Origin of the sequence: Streptomyces physcomitrii, from assembly GCF_012273655.1 — a bacterium.
Classification (GTDB): Bacteria; Actinomycetota; Actinomycetes; order Streptomycetales; family Streptomycetaceae; genus Streptomyces; species Streptomyces physcomitrii.
In genome coordinates, this window is sequence record NZ_JAAWWP010000002.1 from 549,349 (window position 1) to 567,726 (window position 18,378).

At 73.1% G+C, this 18,378-nt stretch carries 14 protein-coding genes and 1 pseudogene; 9 read left to right on the forward strand and 6 right to left on the reverse strand.

Annotation, left to right across the window (positions count from 1 at the left end):
- Positions 1 to 848 precede the first annotated feature (848 nt).
- From HFV08_RS05650 to HFV08_RS05680, 7 genes are all read left to right on the forward strand, one after another.
- A complete protein-coding gene (locus HFV08_RS05650) occupies positions 849 to 2,111 on the forward strand; it encodes an ATP-binding protein (RefSeq protein ID WP_168536391.1) in 1,263 nt (420 codons plus the stop codon).
- On the forward strand, positions 2,108 to 2,512 hold the full coding sequence (locus HFV08_RS05655; RefSeq protein ID WP_040252554.1) for a roadblock/LC7 domain-containing protein: 405 nt from the start codon (positions 2,108 to 2,110) through the stop codon (positions 2,510 to 2,512). The genes HFV08_RS05650 and HFV08_RS05655 overlap by 4 nt, the downstream gene beginning before the upstream one ends.
- The gene (locus HFV08_RS05660; RefSeq protein ID WP_040252552.1) at positions 2,509 to 2,883 is read left to right on the forward strand and encodes a DUF742 domain-containing protein; all 375 of its coding nucleotides are present in this window, start codon (positions 2,509 to 2,511) and stop codon (positions 2,881 to 2,883) included. Before HFV08_RS05655 ends, HFV08_RS05660 begins: the two co-directional genes overlap by 4 nt.
- Positions 2,858 to 3,448 carry a GTP-binding protein gene (locus HFV08_RS05665; protein ID WP_168536393.1) on the forward strand — a complete coding sequence of 197 codons (591 nt, stop codon included), beginning with the start codon at positions 2,858 to 2,860 and terminating at the stop codon, positions 3,446 to 3,448. The genes HFV08_RS05660 and HFV08_RS05665 overlap by 26 nt, the downstream gene beginning before the upstream one ends.
- A gap of 73 nt (positions 3,449 to 3,521) precedes the next feature.
- The gene (locus tag HFV08_RS05670) at positions 3,522 to 4,898 is read left to right on the forward strand and encodes a cytochrome P450 family protein (RefSeq protein WP_210429852.1); all 1,377 of its coding nucleotides are present in this window, start codon (positions 3,522 to 3,524) and stop codon (positions 4,896 to 4,898) included.
- 254 nt (positions 4,899 to 5,152) lie between these two features.
- Positions 5,153 to 6,304 (forward strand): cytochrome P450, encoded by a 1,152-nt coding sequence (locus tag HFV08_RS05675; RefSeq protein WP_376770562.1) that lies wholly within the window; start codon positions 5,153 to 5,155, stop codon positions 6,302 to 6,304.
- Positions 6,301 to 7,101, forward strand: a complete 801-nt coding sequence (locus HFV08_RS05680) for an enoyl-CoA hydratase/isomerase family protein (RefSeq protein ID WP_376770564.1) — start codon at positions 6,301 to 6,303, stop codon at positions 7,099 to 7,101. Before HFV08_RS05675 ends, HFV08_RS05680 begins: the two co-directional genes overlap by 4 nt.
- Positions 7,102 to 7,192: 91 nt before the next feature.
- Here the strand turns inward: HFV08_RS05680 and HFV08_RS05685 are convergent, their stop codons facing one another.
- A complete protein-coding gene (locus HFV08_RS05685) occupies positions 7,193 to 8,140 on the reverse strand; it encodes a GlxA family transcriptional regulator (RefSeq protein ID WP_168536395.1) in 948 nt (315 codons plus the stop codon).
- A 303-nt stretch (positions 8,141 to 8,443) separates the two neighbouring features.
- On the opposite strand from HFV08_RS05685, the pseudogene HFV08_RS32485 reads away from it, so the two are divergent.
- Positions 8,444 to 8,956, forward strand: a pseudogene (locus tag HFV08_RS32485) (protease); the annotation flags it as partial.
- Positions 8,957 to 9,397: 441 nt separating this feature from the next.
- Here the strand turns inward: HFV08_RS32485 and HFV08_RS05695 are convergent.
- The 3 genes from HFV08_RS05695 to HFV08_RS05705 form a co-directional block, all read right to left on the reverse strand.
- The gene (locus HFV08_RS05695) at positions 9,398 to 10,408 is read right to left on the reverse strand and encodes a polyprenyl synthetase family protein (protein ID WP_168536399.1); all 1,011 of its coding nucleotides are present in this window, start codon (positions 10,406 to 10,408) and stop codon (positions 9,398 to 9,400) included.
- A 140-nt stretch (positions 10,409 to 10,548) separates the two neighbouring features.
- On the reverse strand, positions 10,549 to 11,565 hold the full coding sequence (locus tag HFV08_RS05700; RefSeq protein WP_168536401.1) for an alpha/beta hydrolase: 1,017 nt from the start codon (positions 11,563 to 11,565) through the stop codon (positions 10,549 to 10,551).
- Positions 11,566 to 11,656: 91 nt separating this feature from the next.
- Positions 11,657 to 12,499: an HAD family hydrolase gene (locus tag HFV08_RS05705; RefSeq protein WP_168536403.1), complete on the reverse strand. Its 843-nt coding sequence runs from the start codon at positions 12,497 to 12,499 to the stop codon at positions 11,657 to 11,659.
- Between the two features lie 277 nt (positions 12,500 to 12,776).
- Between HFV08_RS05705 and HFV08_RS05710 the strand changes: the two genes are divergently transcribed.
- Positions 12,777 to 13,709 (forward strand): alpha/beta fold hydrolase, encoded by a 933-nt coding sequence (locus tag HFV08_RS05710; protein ID WP_168536405.1) that lies wholly within the window; start codon positions 12,777 to 12,779, stop codon positions 13,707 to 13,709.
- Between the two features lie 48 nt (positions 13,710 to 13,757).
- On the opposite strand, the gene HFV08_RS05715 is transcribed toward HFV08_RS05710, so the two are convergent.
- Together HFV08_RS05715 and mfd are read right to left on the reverse strand one after the other, a co-directional pair.
- On the reverse strand, positions 13,758 to 14,630 hold the full coding sequence (locus HFV08_RS05715; RefSeq protein ID WP_246341509.1) for an HNH endonuclease family protein: 873 nt from the start codon (positions 14,628 to 14,630) through the stop codon (positions 13,758 to 13,760).
- A gap of 95 nt (positions 14,631 to 14,725) precedes the next feature.
- Positions 14,726 to 18,274 (reverse strand): transcription-repair coupling factor, encoded by a 3,549-nt coding sequence (gene mfd, locus HFV08_RS05720; protein ID WP_168536407.1) that lies wholly within the window; start codon positions 18,272 to 18,274, stop codon positions 14,726 to 14,728.
- Positions 18,275 to 18,378: the final 104 nt, after the last annotated feature.

Sequence of the window (18,378 nt, forward strand, 5' to 3'; positions counted from 1 at the left end):
CGCGCCGCCGGACAGCGCTGCCCGGCGCGCCTCGCCGCCTGCGCTCCGCGCGCCCGCGCTCAGGCCTGCACGTACGGTTACTGACACGTACTCAAGACTGGTACAGCCGCTCCGCTTTGGCAATAAGTCGCTCTGCGGAGGCTTCGCGAATTTCCGGCACGGACAATCCTTCGCGATGCCCGCATCGCCAACTCCCCTGCCGCACAACGCAGATACGTCACTTCAGCGCGAATGAACGTTTCCCGGCGGCCCGGGAATTCACTTTTCCGTAATACGGCGGATACGCTGAGGCATGTCGGCAACTCTGGTGCGTCGGCGCCCTCTTGGGGATAATCCGCACAGAAGCGGAAGCCGGTCGACAGGCCAGGCAAATGGGGACAGCCCCGCGGGCGCGCGGCCGGAAATTGTGAGCGATGCCACATCCACGGCCGCCGACGCGCGTTTCGAAGGCTGGACAAGCGGTCGGGACCACCTCTCACCGGGCAGGTCCGCCATCCGCCGCCATCGGCCCCGGCAGGCCGCGCAGAGGGCCTCGCGGGCCGGGCCGGCACCGCCCGCACCGCCCCGCGGGACAGTGCGCCCGATATTCACAGAACCTTAGTGGTGGCCACTCAATTCGCCTTCACATGCGCGGAGTTGCTTCACTGACGAGTGATAAGGTCGGCGAACTTCCAGTGGGCTGACGGTGCGTGGATCGCACCAGGGGGATCAGCCGCTCAGGCCTCATCTCGGAGGGGACGACGACCGACGTGGTCGCATAGGCTGCGGCGGCCTCTTGGAGAGGTGGCTTCTTCCGAGGTCGGGAAGGGCCAGCCGTTCTTTCCGTTACGCCACTTGAAGAGAGTTCCATGACGTCACTTGTGCAGGACCCTGTCTTCTGGGTCCTGATAGCCGTAACTCTGGTCGCCCTGGCCGCCGTTCTGCGCGCGCGGCGGACCAACGTCGGCCTGCGGAAGCGTAACGCAGATCTCCATGACGAACGCGGCACCCTGCTGGGCAAGTTCGACGAGCTCCAGGCCCATCAGGCAGGCCTGCGGGCGCAGTTCGCGGCCGAGCTCGCCGATGTCCGCTCCGACGCGGAAGAGGAGACCAAATCGGTCCTCAAGGCCGCGATGCGCACCCTGCAGAGCCTCGCCGACGAACAGCAGATCGTCATCGACCAGGCGCAGAAGAAATACGGCGAGGACCCGCAGATCCTCGCCGACCTGATGGCGATCGACCACACCAACAGCCAGTTCGGCCGCCGCGCCCAGGGCATCGCGGTGCTCTGCGGCGGCTGGCTCGGCCGCCGCGAGTCGGTCGCCTCCGTCTACGACGTGGCCCGCAGCGCCCAGGGCCGCATCCGGCAGTTCGACCGGGTCCGCATCCACGCGCAGGCCAGCTTCTCCGTCGTCAGCAGAGCCGTGGAACCCGTCGCGGTGGTGCTCGCCGAGCTGCTGGCCAACGCCACCAAGTACTCGGCGCCCTCCACCCCGGTGGAGATCAACATCAAGGCCGTCTCCAAGGGCGTCTGCCTGATCGTCGACGACGGCGGCCTCGGCATGGGCCAGGAGGAGAAGGACCGCGCCGCCGCCCTGCTCTCCCCGGCCGCGCCGCTGACCATCTCCAGCCTGGGCAACCCCCCGCAGTTCGGCTTCGCCGTCTCCGGGATGCTCGCCACCCGGTACGGGTTCACCGTCTCGGTGGACTCGGTCTCGCCCTACGGGGGCGTCCGCGCGGTGATCCTGCTGCCCGACGAACTGCTCACCACGGAGGCAGTCCTGCCACCTTCCGCCGCCTCCCGTCCGCAGGGCCCCACCCCCATACAGCAGCCGCCCGCCCCGCAGCCCGTCGCGGTCGAGCACCCGGAGTCCCCCGCGGAGACGACCACCCAGCTCACCCCGGTCAGCGACAGCGGGCCCGGCCCGATGCCGCCGGTCGGCACCACGGCGGGCGGACTGCCCAAGCGGCGCCGCTCCAGCCCGGTCGCGGTCGTCCCGCCGGCCCAGCAGTCCACCCCCGAACCTGCCCGTTCCAACCAGGAGACGGCCTCCCTCCTCGGCGCCTTCCAGCGCGGGACCCGCTCCGGGCGTACCACCACGACGCACACGGAAGGACAAGAGAACTCGTGAACCCCGATCTGTCGTGGGCGCTCAACGACGTGCTCCAGGTACGCGGCGCGCGGCACGCGATCCTCGTCTCGTCCGACGGGCTGCTCCTGGAACACTCCAGTGAGTTCGGCCGCGACGACGCGGAGACCGTGGCCGCCGCGATCAGCGGCATGCAGTCGCTGAGCCGGGCCCTGGCCCCCTTCATCGGCAGCGGTCACACCACCGGCTGGCGCCAGACCCTCCTGGAGTACAACGACGGCTGGATCTTCCTGATCGCGGCGGGCAGCGGCGCCTACCTCGCGGCCACCGCCGGTGCCGACGTGGACATGGAGGCGATGTCCTTCCGTATGCAGCAGCAGGTGAGCGCGCTCGGCAAGGCCCTGATGACACCGCTGCGCGAGCATCCCGGCAGCGGCGCATGACGGCGCCCGGTGAGGAGCAGCCGGTCACGAGCGGGTTCATCCGCTCCTACGTCATCACCAACGGGCGGGACCTGCCGGACGCGGACGGGTTCTCCCTGGTCACGCTGGTCACCATCGCGCCCGACCGGGAGCCCCCGGCCCGGCTCAGTCCCGAACTGCGCTCCGTGTGGGACCTGTGCTCGGGCGGCTACCTGTCGGTCGCGGAGGTGGCCGCCCGCCTCGAACTGCCGGTCGGTGTGGTGCGGTTGCTCCTGACGGATTTAGCGGATCAGGGCCACCTGCTCCGGCGGGCCGCACCGCCGCCCGCCCAACTTGTCGACAGGAAGATCCTCAAAGAGGTGCTGCATGGACTCCAACGCCGCTTCGGCTGACAGCATTTACGTGCCGGACGCGGTGCAGACGGCCGCGAAGATCCTCGTCGTCGGCCACTTCGCGGTGGGCAAGACCACGCTCATCGGCACCCTCTCCGAGATCGCCCCGCTGCGTACCGAGGAGAAGATGACGCAGGCGGCGGCGCACGTCGACGACCTGCGGGGCGCGCCCGACAAGAAGACGACGACCGTGGCGCTCGACTTCGGCCGTCTGACGCTCAGCGACGAACTGGTCCTGTACCTGTTCGGCACCCCGGGCCAGCAGCGCTTCATGCAGCTGTGGGAGGACATGGCCAGGGGCGCGCTCGGCGCGCTGCTCCTGGTCGACCCCTCACGCCTGGCCGAGACCTTCCCGGTCATCGACCTGATCGAGAAGTACGGCCTGGAGTTCGCGATCGCGGTCAACAGCTTCGACGCGCGCTCCCGGTACGCGGAGGAGGAGCTGCGGGAGGCGCTCGACCTGCTGCCGCACACCCCGGTCGTCTACTGCGACGCCCGGGACCAGCACAGTTCGGCGCAGGCCCTGATCACCCTCATCCAGCACCTGCTCGCGCGCGCCTCCTGACGCGCCTGCCCCATCCGCCGCCCCGGACCTCCCCAAGACCCGGGCTCAGACCGAGAAACACCGAGGAACGACGATGGATTCTCAAGCCGGAGCCTCCCCGCAGACCGCACCGCCCGCGGGCTGCCCCATGCACCAGCCCCAGTCCGCGCCGCTGTACGGGGAGGACTTCGCCGCCCACCCCCAGGAGATCTACGCGCGTCTGCGGGCCCAGGGTCCGGTGGCCGCGGTCGAGCTGGCCCCGGGTGTCGACGCCGACCTGGTCATCGCGCACGACGCGGCGCTCAGGGTGCTGCAGAACCCCTCGCTGTTCGCGCGCGACGCACGGCGCTGGGCGGCGCTGAACGAGGGCCGGGTGCCCGCCGACAGCCCGGTGCTCGGCATGATGGGCTACCGCCCGAACGCGATGTTCTCCGACGGCGCGGAGCACCTGCGGCTGCGCAAGGCGATCACCGAGTCCCTCGCCCGGATCAACACCGCCCGGCTGAGCCGCGATGTGGAGCGGGTCGCCGACTACCTGATCGACCAGTTCAGCGAGCGCGGCAGCGCGGACCTCCTGAACGACTACGCCAAGCTGCTCCCGCTGCTGCTCTTCAACCAGCTCTTCGGCTGCACCGGCGACATCGGCGACCGGCTGACCCACTACATGTCCATGCTCTTCGACGGCCAGGACGTGGTGCGCTCCAACGAGGAGCTGAACGCCTGCCTGATGGAGCTGGTCGCCCTCAAGCGCCGCCAGCCCGGCGAGGACATGACCTCCTGGCTGATCCAGCACCCGGCGGGCCTGCGCGACGAGGAGCTGAAGGATCAGCTCGTCCTGCTGATGGGCGCCGGTGTCGAGCCGGAGCGCAACCTCATCGGCAACGCCCTGCTGCTGCTCCTGTCCGAGGAGGCCCCGGCGCCCGGTTCGCGCGGCGGCGGCCTGCTCGTCGAGGACGCCCTGGACGACGTGCTGTGGAACCACTCCCCGATCGCCAACTACGGCACCCACTTCCCCCTCCAGGACGTCGACCTGGACGGCACGGTGCTGCCCGCCAACTCCCCGGTGCTGATCAGCTTCGCGGCGGCCAACAGCGACCCCTCGCTCACCGACGCCCGGCAGACCCTCAGCAAGGGCGCGCACCTGGCCTGGGGCGCGGGGCCCCACGCCTGCCCCGCCAAGTCCCCCGCCCAGCTGATCGCGCTGACCGCGATCGAGCGGATCCTGAACGCGCTGCCGGACATCGCGCTGGCCGCCCCGGCCCGCGAACTCGCCTGGCGGCCGGGCCCGTTCCACCGCGCGCTCGTCTCGCTGCCGGTGCGGTTCACCCCGACCGCGGCCCGGCGGGCGGCGGCGCCCCGGCCGGTGGCGCAGACGGTGCCGGTGCCGCCCACCCAGGCCGTCCCGGGCGAGCAGACGCCCAAGAAGGCCAAGGGCTGGTGGAGTTCCTTCCTGGACGTTTTCCGGGTATGAGATCTGGCGTCCGTCGGCCGGTTGTGCGAGCCTGGCCGAAAACAGTCACCCTCCGTAGCTGGCATGTGACAATGGCAACAGCCAAACGTGCATGACCAAGGTGCCCGCAGGGGATGGTTGCGTAGACAACTACTCCCCTTGGCCAAGGAGTCGGAGTGACATCCCCTGTAGGCGACATAGCCGTCGACCGGCGTGCCGTTGTCCCTCTCCTCGGGCGTCTTCGCGCGCCCGAGGGGCTGGCGGAGCCCTTTCCCGTGTGGAATGAGATCCGGTCGCTCGGCGAGGCGGTGCCCACGCCCTGGGGAGGCTGGCTGCTGACCGGCTTCGACGTCTGCAACCAGGTGCTCCGCGGCCGGGACTGGCTGGTTCCCGACTTCGCCTGGCAGGCCCGGCAGCCGGACACCGAGCGCTGGCAGGCCCCGGCGACCCAGGAGATGAGCCGGACCCTCTCGCGCCTCAACCCGCCGATGCACACGCACCAGCGGCGCGGGATCGGCAACCTCTTCGACCGGGCCGCGCTGACCAGGCTCGGCCCGATGGTCGACGGGCACACCACCCACCTCCTGGACGAGCTGGCGGAGCGCCTCGCGCGCGGGCCCGCCGACTTCGTCCGGCCGGTCGGCGAGATGCTGCCGATCGCCACCATCGGGGACTGGCTGGGCATCCCGCCCGAGGACCACCGGTACCTGGTCGAGCTCACCCACGACCAGGCGCACGCCCAGGAACTGCTGCCCAACAAGAGCCAGTTGGCGCTGTCGGAGGAGGCCACCCGGCAGCTGCGCGGCTACTTCACCCAGTTGATCGCCGAGCGCCGCACGGCAACCGGCGAGGACGTGCTCTCCAGCTGGATCCGCACCTGGGACGAGCTGGAACCGGACCGGGAGAGCGCCGACGAGATCCTCTACACGCTCACCATGTTCGTCACCGTGGCCGCCCTGGAGACCACCACCACCCTGCTGTCCACGGTGGTCTGGCGGCTCCTCCAGGACCCGGCCCGCTGGGACTGGCTGCGCCGCAACCCGGAGCACATCGACAGCGCCCTGGACGAGGCGCTGCGCTACGACCCCCCGATCCAGCTGAACACCCGTATCGCCGCCGTCGACACCGAACTGGCCGGGATACCGCTCGCGAAGGACACGATGGTGCACGTGATGTACGGGGCCGCCAACCACGACCCCCGGGCCAACGACAACCCGGGTGACTTCGACATCCTGCGCGGCGGCAACCACCTCACCTTCGGCGGCGGCATCCACTACTGCCTGGGCGCGCAGCTCGCCCGCCTGGAGGCCAGGGCCCTGCTCGGCCAGCTCCTGGAGCGCTTCCCCACCCTGCACACCCCCGGGGCGCCGCACTACGCCTCCCGGATGGTCTTCCGCCGCATCATCTCGCTGGAGTTGGCCGTATGAAGTTCATGAACCTCTTCGGCGGGCAGGCCGTGCCCCACCAGCTGAAGACGGTCCGCGCCGAGCAGCACGACGCGGTCCTGTACGTGGAGCTGAACAGCCCTCAGACCGGCAACGCGGTCACCGAGCCCATGCTCGACGACCTGCTGTCGGTGCTCACCGAACCCGACCCGGCGACCCGGGTCATCGTGCTGTCCGGGGCGGGCGAGGACTTCTGCCTCGGCGGCGACCGCAGCGAGTTCGCCACCATGGTCGACATCGACCCGACCGGCGGCGGCATCCGCGGCACCGGCAACAAGGCCCGCCGGGTCTGCGAGGCGATCACCCACAGCCCGGCGGTCACCATCGCCCGCCTCCAGGGCAAGACCATCGGCGCGGGGCTCGCCCTCGCCCTCGCCTGCGATCTGCGGGTGGGCGCCGGCACCGCGAGCTTCCGGCTGCCCGAGCTGGCCCTCGGCCTGCCCACCGCCTGGGGCGGCGTGCTGCCCCGCCTGCTGCACGAGGTGGGCGCCGCCCGGGTGCGCGAGCTCGTCCTCACCGGCCGCGCCTTCGACGCCGCCGAGGCGCACCACCTCTCCGTGCTCCAACGCGTTGTCCCCGAGGCCGAGTTGGACGCCGCCGTGGACGCCTGGGCCAAGCCGGTCAAGCGCCGCCCGGCCGCCGCCCTGCGCGTGACCAAGGCCCTCTTCAGCGCCTACGCCGCCCAGACCCGCCTGGCCGACCCCTCCGCCCTCGACGGCGAACTCATGGCCTCGGTGGTCGCCGCCGCCCACTACGAACGCCAGCAGGCCACGGGCTGACCCCGGTCCGGACGGCTCCCGTACGGGCGGCTCCTGTACGGGAAGGTCTCGTACGAGCGGATCCCGTACGGCCGGATCCCCTGCGGGCGGGCTAGCGTCCCCGGAAGCTGCGCCGGTAGGAGAGCGGGCTGACGCCGGTGGTGCGCCGGAAGCGTTCCCGGAAGGCGTTGGCGGAACCGAACCCGACCTGGGCGCCGATGCGTTCGACCGGGTGCTCGGTGGTCTCCAGGAGGTGCTGGGCCTGCCGGACGCGGGCGCGGTGCAGCCACTGCAGCGGGGTGGTGCCGGTCTGCTCCCGGAAGCGGCGCATCAGGGTACGGGTGCTGGTGCCCGCCCGGTCGGCGATCTCGGCGAGGGTCAGCTCCCGGCCGAGGTTCTCCTCCAGCCAGCCGAGCAGGGGCTCCAGAGCGGCCCCGCGCGGGACCGGCGGATGCGGCGGCCGGACGATGAACTGGGCCTGCCCGCCCTCGCGTTCGAGCGGCATCACGGAGAGCCGCGCGGCGTCGGCGGCGACCGCGGAGCCGTAGTCCCGCCGGATCATGTGCAGGCACAGGTCGAGCCCGGCGGCGGCGCCCGCCGAGGTGAGGAACTGCCCGTTGTCCACGTAGAGCACCTCCGGGTCGACCTCGATCCGCGGGTGGGCGGCGGCGAGTTCGGCCGCGGCCAGCCAGTGCGTGGTGGCCCGCAGCCCGTCGAGCAGCCCCGCGGCGGCGAGCACGAAGGTCCCGGAGCAGATCGAGGCGATACGGGTGCCCTCGGCGGCGGCACCGCGCAGCGCCTCCCGCACCTCGGGCGGCAGCGGCGCCGCGGGGTCGGCGGTCCCGGGCACGATCACCGTGTCGGCGCCCCGCAGCCCGTCCAGCCCCCAGGGCGCCCGGAGGCGGAAGAGACCGGCGTCGACCTCGGGCCGGGCGGCGCAGACCCGCACCCGGTAGCCGGGCCGCCCGTCGGGCAGCCGGGTCCGCCCGAACACCTCGATCGGCGTGGACAGATCGAAGGGGATCACCTGGTCCAGGGCGAGCAGGGCGAGGGTGTGCATGGCGGGAATCTACCGGGTCCCGGATTCCCGCCAGCGGGCGATGCCGGGGAGTACGGACACGAGGGCGGGCACGGGGCCCCCGCGACCGGTGGATTCACGCCGCTCCCGGCCCTGGCGGCATCCGGGGGGAACCTGTCACGAATGCCACTGGGACGGCCTCGCGCGGGCGCCTAGCGTCGGGGCCGCACCGGCTCCCGCACCCGGCCCGGTGATCCCCGTCCCTCCCCTGTCCTGGAGCCCGTATGCACGCCTGGTCCGTTCCCCCCGCCGGCCCCCGCCCGACGCACTGAACGGGGGCGCCTGATGACGAAGTTCTTCCTCTCCCTGCACGTCCTGGCCGCGGTCCTGGCCATCGGTCCGGTGACGGTGGCGGCGAGCATGTTCCCGAAGTTCTGGCGCCGCGCGCAGGCGGACCCGGGGGAGGCGACCGCCCGTACGGTCCTCGCCACCCTGCACCGCATCTGCCGCGTCTACGCCGCGATCGGCCTCGCCGTCCCCCTCCTCGGCTTCGCGACCGCGAGCAGCCTCGGGGTGCTCGGCAGCGCCTGGCTGATCGTCTCCATCGTGCTCACCACGGTGGCGGGCGGCGTGCTGCTCCTGCTGATCCTGCCCGGCCAGGAGAACGCGCTCGAAGCACTGGGGGTCCCGGACGGCCACCTCGGAGCGGAGGGCACCACGGGCGGCGTCCCCTCGGCCGGAGCGAGGGCGGCCGGAGCGAGGGCGACCGAAGAGACGGCGGCCGAAGCGGCGGTCGAAGAAGCGGCGGTGGGCGTGGGGGCCGTGGAGGCGGTGCCCGGTCCGGAGACGACCGGCGCGAGGACACCGGCCCACGAGACGGCACCCGCACAGGAGGCGAAGGCGCCCGCACAGGAGACGAGGGCACCCGCCCAGGAGACGAAGGCGCCCGCCCCGGAGTCGGCGAGCGCGCGGGGCCGTGGGCCCGGGGCGCGGACCGCCGCCGGGCTCGCGATGTCCACCGGGGTCTTCAACCTGCTGTGGGCGACGGTCACCGTGCTGATGATCGTCCGGCCGGGCTCCACCACCGGGGCCTGAGCCCCCGGCACACGGGCCGACCGCGCTTCAGGCGCCGAGGCGGCCCGCCGGCCGTAGGGCGGGCCACTGACCTTGGGGCGGGCCACTGTCCGTAGGGGCCCGCCTCGCCTGGGTGGGCCCGCCTCGCCTGGCTCGGCCCGCCGGGCCGGAGGTGGTGCGCAAGCCTCGCCCGCAGCGGGCCCGTGCGGTCTCGCCGGTGCGGTCTCAGCCCGCCCGGTGCACGACCGCGTCGCACAGCTCCAGGAGGGCCGCCTTCGCGGCGCACTCGGGCAGCGGGGCGAGGGTGGCGCGGGCGTCCTCGGCGTAGCGGACGGTGTCCTCGCGGGCGAGTTCGAGGGCCGGGTGGACGCGCAGCCGGGCCAGTGCCTCGGCGTGCCGGGCGTCGTCGCTGAGGTCGGACTCCAGGAGGGCGACCAGCTCACGGTCCTCCTCGCGGCCGCGGCGGGCGGCCAGTTCGCGCAGCCGCAGCACCGGCAGCGTGGGGATGCCCTCGCGCAGGTCGGTGCCGGGGGTCTTGCCGGACTCCTGGGAGTCGGAGGCGATGTCCAGGACGTCGTCGGCGAGCTGGAAGGCGACCCCGAGGCGTTCGCCGAACTGCGTGAGGATGTCGACGACCTGCTCGTCGGCGCCGGACATCATCGCGCCGAAGCGGCCGGAGACGGCGACCAGCGAGCCGGTCTTGCCGCCGAGGACGTCGAGGTAGTGCTCGACCGGGTCGCGGCCGTCGCGCGGGCCCGCGGTCTCCAGGATCTGGCCCGTGACCAGGCGCTCGAAGGCCTGCGCCTGGATACGGACGGCCTCGGGACCGAGGTCGGCCAGTATCTGCGAGGCCCGGGCGAAGAGGAAGTCGCCGGTGAGCACGGCCAGCGAGTTGCCCCAGCGGGTGTTGGCGCTCGGGACGCCGCGGCGCACGTCCGCCTCGTCCATCACGTCGTCGTGGTACAGCGTCGCCAGATGCGTCAGCTCCACGACCACCGCGGCGGGCACGATGCCCGGTTCGTTCGGGTCGCCGAACTGCGCGGCCAGCATGACCAGCAGCGGACGGAACCTCTTGCCGCCCGCGCGCACCAGGTGCTGCGCGGCCTCGGTGATGAACGGCATCTCGCTCTTGGTGGCCTCGAGGAGGCCCTCCTCGACAGCCGTCAATCCGGCCTGGACATCGGCCTCGAGAGCCGTGTCCCGCACGCTCAGCCCGAAGGGCACGACGACGGTCACGAGGGGGTCTCCTGTCTGCTGACGATCACAGAGTCGATCACACGGTTTGTCGATGTGTCGCTGCGTTCATTCAACTCAGCGTATCCGGTCGTCTTTCGATCACAGTGAGCGCCTGCCCGGACAATCGGGGCAGCATGCGGTCACCAAGCGCGGTCAGCGGCCCGGGGCCCGTGATTGCCGGGCGAGCGGCGCCCTCCGGCCGCGCCCCCGCGGCTTCCCGGGGTCCGCCGGATGCGCCCCTGGTACGGCAGGAGAGTCATCCCCGGCCCCGGCGGTCCTGAGGGCGCGCGGCACCGCGCGGATCCCGCCGGGCCGCCCGGGGGAACTCCGCCGCCGGGCACCGCGCCCCTTCCGGCACGGCACCCGGCGGCGCCTCTGAGGGGCCCGCACGCCCTCAGGACCGGCGGGGCCGGTGAAACCGGCGGGGCCGGTGGAACCGCACCTCCGGGTTCTGCGGGGTCGGCCCCGTCGAGCAGCGGCTGCGGTACCGACTTCAGGTGCAGGCTGAGGAAGGCGGCGAGGGAGGTGTCCCCCGTCTCCGGGTCGGTCCGCTCGCAGGCCACGCAGGTCAGGGTGCGTCCGCCGGGGAAGGCGGTGCCGGAGGACTCGTAGGCGGGGTCGATCGCGGCGACCACGTACCCGCGGGAGGCGAGGTCCTCGGCGAGCGAGGTGAGGGTCGCCCTCGGCAGGGTGAAGCCGGGCGAGAGCAGCACCAGCGGGAAGCGGCCGGGCGCCGGGCGTGCGCCGGTGCGCGCATGGGTACGGGTGGCCGCCACCCGCGCCGGGTCCACCCCCGGCCGCTCCGGGAACTCGACCAGGAGCCGGGCCTCCTCCCCGGTGAGGTAGGGCCGCTCCCGGCCCGCTCCCCCGCCGCGGGCCGGGTAGGAGAGCGAGACCATCAGCTCCCGGTCGCCTGCCTCCGGCACCCAGGGGTCGCGGCGGCTGTGGTCGGTGAGGTGGAGGGTCTCGGCGCCGACCCGGAAGGGCCCGGTGGGGCGCGGCAGCCGGAGCCGCTCCTCCGCGCCCGCGTGCGCCTCCCCCTGGGCGGCGGCCGGGGACCGTTGGACGGCGCCCGGGGACCGCTCGGCGACGGCCGAGGACGGCTCGGCGCCCCGGTACGGGCCGGAGCGGCGCACCTGTACGGGCCGGGACGGCACCCTGGTACGACCGGCCCCGAGGCTCGTACCACCCGTCCCGAGGCCGGTACGACCGGTCCCGAAGCTGGTCCCATCCGTCCCGGCGGCCCCCTCAGCCGAAGTGGCGTTCCAGTACCACCGCGACCCCGTCCTCCTCGTGGGAGAGGGTCACCTCGTCGGCGACGGCCTTCAGTTCGGGGTGGGCGTTGGCCATGGCGACGCCGTGGGCGGCCCACTGGAACATCGGGATGTCATTGGGCATGTCCCCGAAGGCGATGGTCCCGGCGGGGCCGAGACCGAGCCGGGCTGCGGCGAGCGCCAGGCCCGCGCCCTTGGTGACGCCGTAGGGCTGGAGCTCCACGATGTCGGTGCCCGCCCGGGTGACGGTGACCAGGTCGCCGACGATCTGGTGGGCGGCGGCGGCCAGTTCCTCGTCGCTGAGGTCCGGGTGGCGCACCAGGACCTTGTTGATCGGCTCGGCCCACAGCCCGCGGCGGCCCTCGACCCGGGTGGCGGGCAGCGTCGGGTGCGGCATCCGGTAGCCGGGCTCGGCGAGCGTCAGGCCCTCGGTGTCGGCCTGGTTGACCGCCGCGTGCACGGCGCCGACCTCGGCCTCCAGCTTGCCGAGCACGGTGTCGGCGAGTTCGCGGTCCAGGGTGACGGAGTGCACCAGGCGGTCCTGCGCCGCGTCGTACACCTGCGCGCCCTGGCCGCACACCGCGAGCCCCTGGTATCCGAGACCGGTGAGCAGCGGCCGTACCTGGGGCACCGGGCGGCCGGTGGCCACGATGTGCACGGCACCGGCCGCGGCGGCCCGGGCGAGGGCGGCCCGCGAACGGGCCGAGATCGTGTCGCCGGTGCGCAGCAGGGTGCCGTCGAGGTCCGTCGCGATCAGCGCGAAGGGGGCGGCGGGGGCGGAGGTCCCCCCGGTTCCGGCGGGGGAGGGATTGTGCATGGGAGCGAGCATACGAAAGAGAGATCACCGGAGCGCGCCCGTCCCGGAGTGCAGGACGGCCCCGCCCCCGCCGCTCCCGCCGTACGGCGAGGGGCAGTTGCGGCGGTCCCGGCCCCGGCGCGGGGCGGCCCGCCGCCGGGCGGACTGTGACGTACGAGACCTCCGCGCTCCGGCTCTCGTACCCCGGCCGGGGAGCCGGTACCGTCTGGTCGGTCTGTTGACCACGGTTCAGTGACCAGGGCCCGGGCCACCGGGACACCGAGCAGGAGGAGGGGCGATGGCCCGCGCCGAGGCGAACGGCATCGAGATCGAGTACGAGACCTTCGGCGCCCCCGGGGACCCCGCCCTGCTCCTGGTCGCCGGGCTCGGCCAGCAGCTGCTCGCCTATCCCGCGGAGTTCTGCCGGATGCTGGCCGGGGCGGGCTTCCACGTCGTCCGCTACGACAACCGGGACAGCGGGCTCTCCTCGGGCACCCCGGAGGACGTCCCGCCGCCGGACTGGCAGGCGATCGTGAGCAACGACTACTCCTCCGCCTCCTACACCGTCCCCGACCTGGCCAAGGACGCCGCCGCCCTGCTCACGGCGCTCGGCATCGGCTCCGCGCATCTGGTCGGCGTCTCCATGGGCGGCATGATCGTGCAGCAACTGGCCATCCTGCGGCCTGATCTGGTGCGCAGCCTGACCTCCGTCATGTCCACCACCGGCGAGCGCGCGGTGGGCCGCCCCAGCCCCGAGGCCTCCGCGGTCCTCTTCGCCCCGCAGCAGCGCACCCGCCAGGCCGCCCTGACCCAGATGGTCCGCTCCCTCCAGGTCCTCGCCTCCCCGGAGTACCCCACCCCGGAGGAGGAGCTGTACGCGTACGTCGCCGCCGCCCACGACCGCGCCCACCGCCCCCTCGGCACCGCCCGCCAGCTCGCCGCGGTGATGTGCTCCCCGGACCGCACCGCCGAGCTCGCCCGGCTGGACGTCCCCGCCCTGGTGGTGCACGGCGGCGACGACTGCCTGATCGACCCCAGCGGCGGCCGGGCCACCGCCGCCGCCATCCCCGGCGCCCGCCTCCTCACCGTCCCCGGCATGGGCCACGACCTCCCCCGGCAGCTCTGGCAGCGCCTCGCGGACGAGATCATCCGGCTGGCGAAGGAGGCGGAGGCCGCGCGGAACGGGTCCGCCTCGCGGGGCGCGGAGCCTACCGACGGCGTGCGGGCCTGAGGGGGCGACGGGCCCGGCGAACGCCCCGGGCCCCGGGGACGCGTCCGCTCACCCTCCGCACTGCTCCAGCATCGTCGTCCGGTCCGCCGTGGTCACCGGAAGCTCGTACTTGCCGGCGACCTGGGCGAACCGCGTGACGTACGCGCAGCGGATCGTCCTGTCCGGCGGCAGCCAGGAGGCGGGGCCGGAGTCGCGCTTCGAGGAGTTGGCGCGGCCCTCGACCGGGAGCAGGTTGAGCACGTCGTTCGCCAGTTGCCTGCGCTTGCTCTCCGGCCAGCGGGCGGCGCCCATCTGCCAGCTGTAGGACAGCGGGACCACATGGTCTATCTGCACCTCGGCGGCCTCCGCCTTCTTCCAGGCGATGTCCTTGCCGGTGTACGGGTCGTGCAGGGTCATCGAGGCGACCACGCAGTCGGAGCCGGAGCGGAACCGCACCTGCCGCCCGTGGAGTTTGAGCAAGTCGTTGCGGGTGTCACAGCCGTTCCTCGCCAGCGGGACCCCGTCGGCCGTGTCCAGCCACGCGTAGCCGAACTCCTCCCGCTCGTACCCCGTCTTCGGCCCGCGCCCCTTGGTGGCGAGTCCTCGGATGAGCTTGCGGGCCTTGGCCTGATCCGCCTCCGAGGTGAGTGCGGCGAGCCCCGGCCCGGTGCCGTCCGGGTTGGCCAGCGGGCTCACCGCCCGGCTGTCCCCGGTGCCGCCGCCGGGCGGGGCGGCCTCGTCCGGGTCGGGCAGCCGGTCGCAGCCGAGGGCCAGGGTCAACAGGCCGAGCAGGCCCACCAGTCGAGTGCCCAGGAGCCCGGGGCGGGTCGCCCTGCCGGGCCCCGCCCAGAGCCGCGGGCCGCCGGTGTCCGCCCCGGGAAGCCCCGCCCGTCCGCCCGTCTCCGCCACGCCCGCCTCCGCCCGCCGCTGCCCCGACGGCATGTCCGTACGGTGACGGGCGACACGCTAGCCGGGGGCGGCGCCGAGCGGTACGGGAGGGCCGGGTGGCGGGCGGCCCGACGGGCCCCCGGGGCGGGTCAGTCGAGGACCGAGGTGAGGAACTCCCCGGTCCAGGCGAGGAGTTCGCGCCCGGTGACCGGCTTGCCGCCGATCCTCGCGGGCTTCGGGCGCGGCACCAGGAGCTGGCGGGCGGTGCCCTTGATGACCGTGCCCGGGTAGAGGCGCTTGAGGCGCAGCTCCTGGGATTCGCGCAACTCCACCGGGGAGAAGCGGATGTTGGGGCCCTGGAGCATGATCTCGCCGACCCCGCAGGACCGGGCGAGCATCCGCAGGCCCGCGACGAGCAGCAGGTTCTCCACCGGCTCGGGCAACTTGCCGTAGCGGTCGGTGAGTTCCTCCCGTACCGAGGTGATGTCCTCCTCGGTGTTCGCCGAGGCGATGGCGCGGTAGGCCTGGAGGCGCAGGCGCTCGCCGGGGGCGTAGTCGTGCGGGACGTGCGCGTCGACCGGCAGCTCGATCTTGACCTCCAGGGGCGGCTCCTCCTCGACGCCGCCTTCGAGGGAGGCCCGGTAGTCGGCCACCGCCTCGCCCACCATCCGTACGTACAGGTCGAAGCCGACGCCCGCGATATGGCCGGACTGCTCGCCGCCGAGGAGGTTGCCCGCGCCGCGGATCTCCAGGTCCTTCATGGCGACGTACATGCCCGCGCCCATCTCGGTGTGCTGGGCGATGGTGGCCAGGCGCTCGTGCGCGGTCTCGGTGAGCGGCTTCTCCGGCGGGTAGAGGAAGTAGGCGTAGCCGCGCTCGCGGCCGCGGCCGACCCGGCCGCGCAGCTGGTGCAGCTGGGAGAGGCCGAAGTTGTCGCCGCGCTCGACGATCAGGGTGTTGGCGTTGGAGATGTCGATGCCGGACTCCACGATCGTGGTGGAGACCAGGACGTCGAACTTCTTCTCCCAGAAGTCCACCACCACCTGTTCCAGGGCCTGTTCGGACATCTGGCCGTGCGCGGTGGCGATCCGCGCCTCGGGCACGATCTCGCGCAGCCGGGCCGCCGCCCGGTCGATGGACTCCACCCGGTTGTGGATGTAGAAGACCTGCCCCTCGCGCAGGAGTTCGCGGCGGATCGCGGCACCGATCTGCTTGGTCTCGTAGGGGCCGACGAAGGTGAGCACCGGGTGGCGCTCCTCGGGCGGGGTGGTGATGGTCGACATCTCGCGGATGCCGGTGACGGCCATTTCGAGCGTACGGGGGATGGGGGTGGCCGACATGGTGAGCACGTCGACGTTGGCGCGCAGCTTCTTCAGCTGCTCCTTGTGCTCGACGCCGAAGCGCTGCTCCTCGTCGACGATGACCAGGCCGAGGTCCTTGAACCTGGTCTCCGAGGAGAACAGCCGGTGGGTGCCGATGACGATGTCCACCGAGCCCTCGCGCAGCCCCTCCAGGGTGGCCTTGGACTCGGTGTCGCTCTGGAAGCGGCTGAGCGCCCGCACCTTGACCGGGAACTGCGCGTACCGCTCGGAGAAGGTCCCGAAGTGCTGCTGCACGAGCAGGGTGGTGGGCACCAGGACCGCGACCTGCTTGCCGTCCTGGACCGCCTTGAAGGCGGCGCGCACCGCGATCTCGGTCTTGCCGTAGCCGACGTCGCCGCAGATCAGGCGGTCCATCGGGACCGTCTTCTCCATGTCGTCCTTGACCTCGGCGATGGTGGTCAGCTGGTCGGGCGTCTCCGCGTACGGGAAGGCGTCCTCCAGCTCGCGCTGCCAGGGGGTGTCGGCGCCGAAGGCGTGGCCGGGGGCGGCCATCCGCGCCGAGTACAGCTTGATCAGGTCGGCGGCGATCTCCTTGACGGCCTTCTTCGCGCGGGCCTTGGTCTTGGTCCAGTCGGCGCCGCCGAGCCGGTGCAGGGTGGGCGCCTCCCCGCCGACGTACTTGGTGATCTGCTCCAGCTGGTCGGTGGGGATGTAGAGCCGGTCGCCGGGCTGTCCGCGCTTGGCGGGGGCGTACTCCACGACCAGGTACTCGCGGGTGGCGCCCTGCACGGTGCGCTGGACCATCTCGATGTAGCGGCCCACGCCGTGCTGCTCGTGGACGATGTAGTCGCCCGCCTCCAGGGTGAGCGGGTCGATGGTCTTGCGGCGGCGGGCGGGCATCCGCTGGCCGTCCTTGCCCGCGGCCTTCTGCCCGGAGAGGTCGGTCTCGGTGAGGACGGCGAGCTTCAGCCCGGGGTCGACGAAGCCGTAGTCGATGGAGCCGCAGGAGACGTGCACCACGGAGGGGGTGAGCGCGGCGAGGTCGGTGTCCAGGCGGGCCGCGATGCCCTCGCCGGAGAGGACCTCGGCGGTACGGGCGGCGGGGCCGTGCCCCTCGGTGACGTAGACGGTGCGCCAGCCCTCGGAGAGCCAGTGCTTGGTGTCGGCGAGGGCGCGGGCGGTGTCGCCGCGGTAGGTCTCGGGGGCGTGCATGCCGAGCTTGAGGGTGTCGCTCGCGCCCTCGGGGTCGAAGGCGGCGAGTTCCTCGTCGGCGGCGAAGGGGGAGACCGACCACCACATCATGCCGAGCTCGCGGGCGTGCTCGCGGATGTCGGCGAGCGAGCGCAGCGAGGCGGCGCCGACATCGATCGGGGCCTCGCCGCCCCCGGCGGTCGCGGCCCAGCTGGCCTGCAGGAACTCCTGGGAGGTGGCGACCAGGTCGGCGGAGCGGGTGCGCACCCGCTCCGGGTCGCAGACCACGCCCATGCTCCCGGCGGGCAGCACGTCCAGGAGGAGTTCCATGTCGTCGACGAGGACCGGGGCGAGCGACTCCATGCCCTCGACGGCGATGCCCTCGGCGATCTTGCCGAGGAGTTCGCCCAGTTCGGGGTGGTGCTCGGCGAGGGCCGCGGCCCGGCCGCGTACCTCCTCGGTGAGCAGCAGCTCCCGGCAGGGCGGCGCCCACAGGCCGTGCTCGGCGACCTCCAGGGAGCGCTGGTCGGCGACCTTGAAGTACCGGATCTCCTCGACGTCGTCGCCCCAGAACTCCACCCGCAGGGGGTGCTCCTCGGTCGGCGGGAAGACGTCGAGGATGCCGCCGCGGACCGCGAACTCGCCGCGCCTCTCGACCAGTTCGACCCGGGCGTAGGCCGCCGCGGACAGCGCCTGGACGACCTCCTCCAGGTCGGCGCTCTGACCGCCGCGCAGGGCCACCGGCTCCAGGTCTCCGAGCCCCGCGACCTGCGGCTGGAGCACCGAGCGCACGGGGGCGACGACGACCGAGACCGGTCCGGTCTCGGGGTCGTCGGGGCGGGGGTGGCTGAGCCGGCGCAGCACGGCGAGGCGGCGGCCGACGGTGTCCGAGCGCGGGGAGAGCCGCTCGTGCGGAAGGGTCTCCCAGGAGGGGTACTCGACGACGCCGTCCGGCGGCAGCAGGGTGCGCAGGGCGGCGGCGAGGTCCTCGGCCTCCCGGCCGGTGGCGGTGACGGCGAGCAGGGGGCGGCCGCTCTCCCGGGCGAGCGCGGCCAGCGCGAAGGGGCGCGCGGCGGGCGGGCCGACCAGGTCGACGTGCATGCGGTTGCCGTCGCGGGCGGCGCCCACCGCCTCGGTGAGTGCCGTGTCCTTGACGACGGCGTCGAGCAGACCGGTGAGGCTCATGGGATCTCTTGCTTCCTTCCGGTTCCCGGGCCCCGGGCGCCGGGGGCAGAGGAAGCCGACGGGCCGACCGCAGGGTGGACAACGCGAGTGCCCCGACTCGTGTA

Bases quoted from the DNA above. Each gene is read 5' to 3' on its own strand.
- HFV08_RS05650 (WP_168536391.1), top strand. From the start codon at position 849: ATGACGTCACTTGTGCAGGACCCTGTCTTCTGGGTCCTGATAGCCGTA.
- HFV08_RS05660 (WP_040252552.1), top strand. From the start codon at position 2,509: ATGACGGCGCCCGGTGAGGAGCAGCCGGTCACGAGCGGGTTCATCCGC.
- HFV08_RS05665 (WP_168536393.1), top strand. From the start codon at position 2,858: ATGGACTCCAACGCCGCTTCGGCTGACAGCATTTACGTGCCGGACGCG.
- HFV08_RS05670 (WP_210429852.1), top strand. From the start codon at position 3,522: ATGGATTCTCAAGCCGGAGCCTCCCCGCAGACCGCACCGCCCGCGGGC.
- HFV08_RS05680 (WP_376770564.1), top strand. From the start codon at position 6,301: ATGAAGTTCATGAACCTCTTCGGCGGGCAGGCCGTGCCCCACCAGCTG.
- HFV08_RS05685 (WP_168536395.1), bottom strand. From the start codon at position 8,140: ATGCACACCCTCGCCCTGCTCGCCCTGGACCAGGTGATCCCCTTCGAT.
- HFV08_RS05705 (WP_168536403.1), bottom strand. From the start codon at position 12,499: ATGCACAATCCCTCCCCCGCCGGAACCGGGGGGACCTCCGCCCCCGCC.
- HFV08_RS05710 (WP_168536405.1), top strand. From the start codon at position 12,777: ATGGCCCGCGCCGAGGCGAACGGCATCGAGATCGAGTACGAGACCTTC.
- HFV08_RS05715 (WP_246341509.1), bottom strand. From the start codon at position 14,630: ATGCCGTCGGGGCAGCGGCGGGCGGAGGCGGGCGTGGCGGAGACGGGC.
- mfd (WP_168536407.1), bottom strand. From the start codon at position 18,274: ATGAGCCTCACCGGTCTGCTCGACGCCGTCGTCAAGGACACGGCACTC.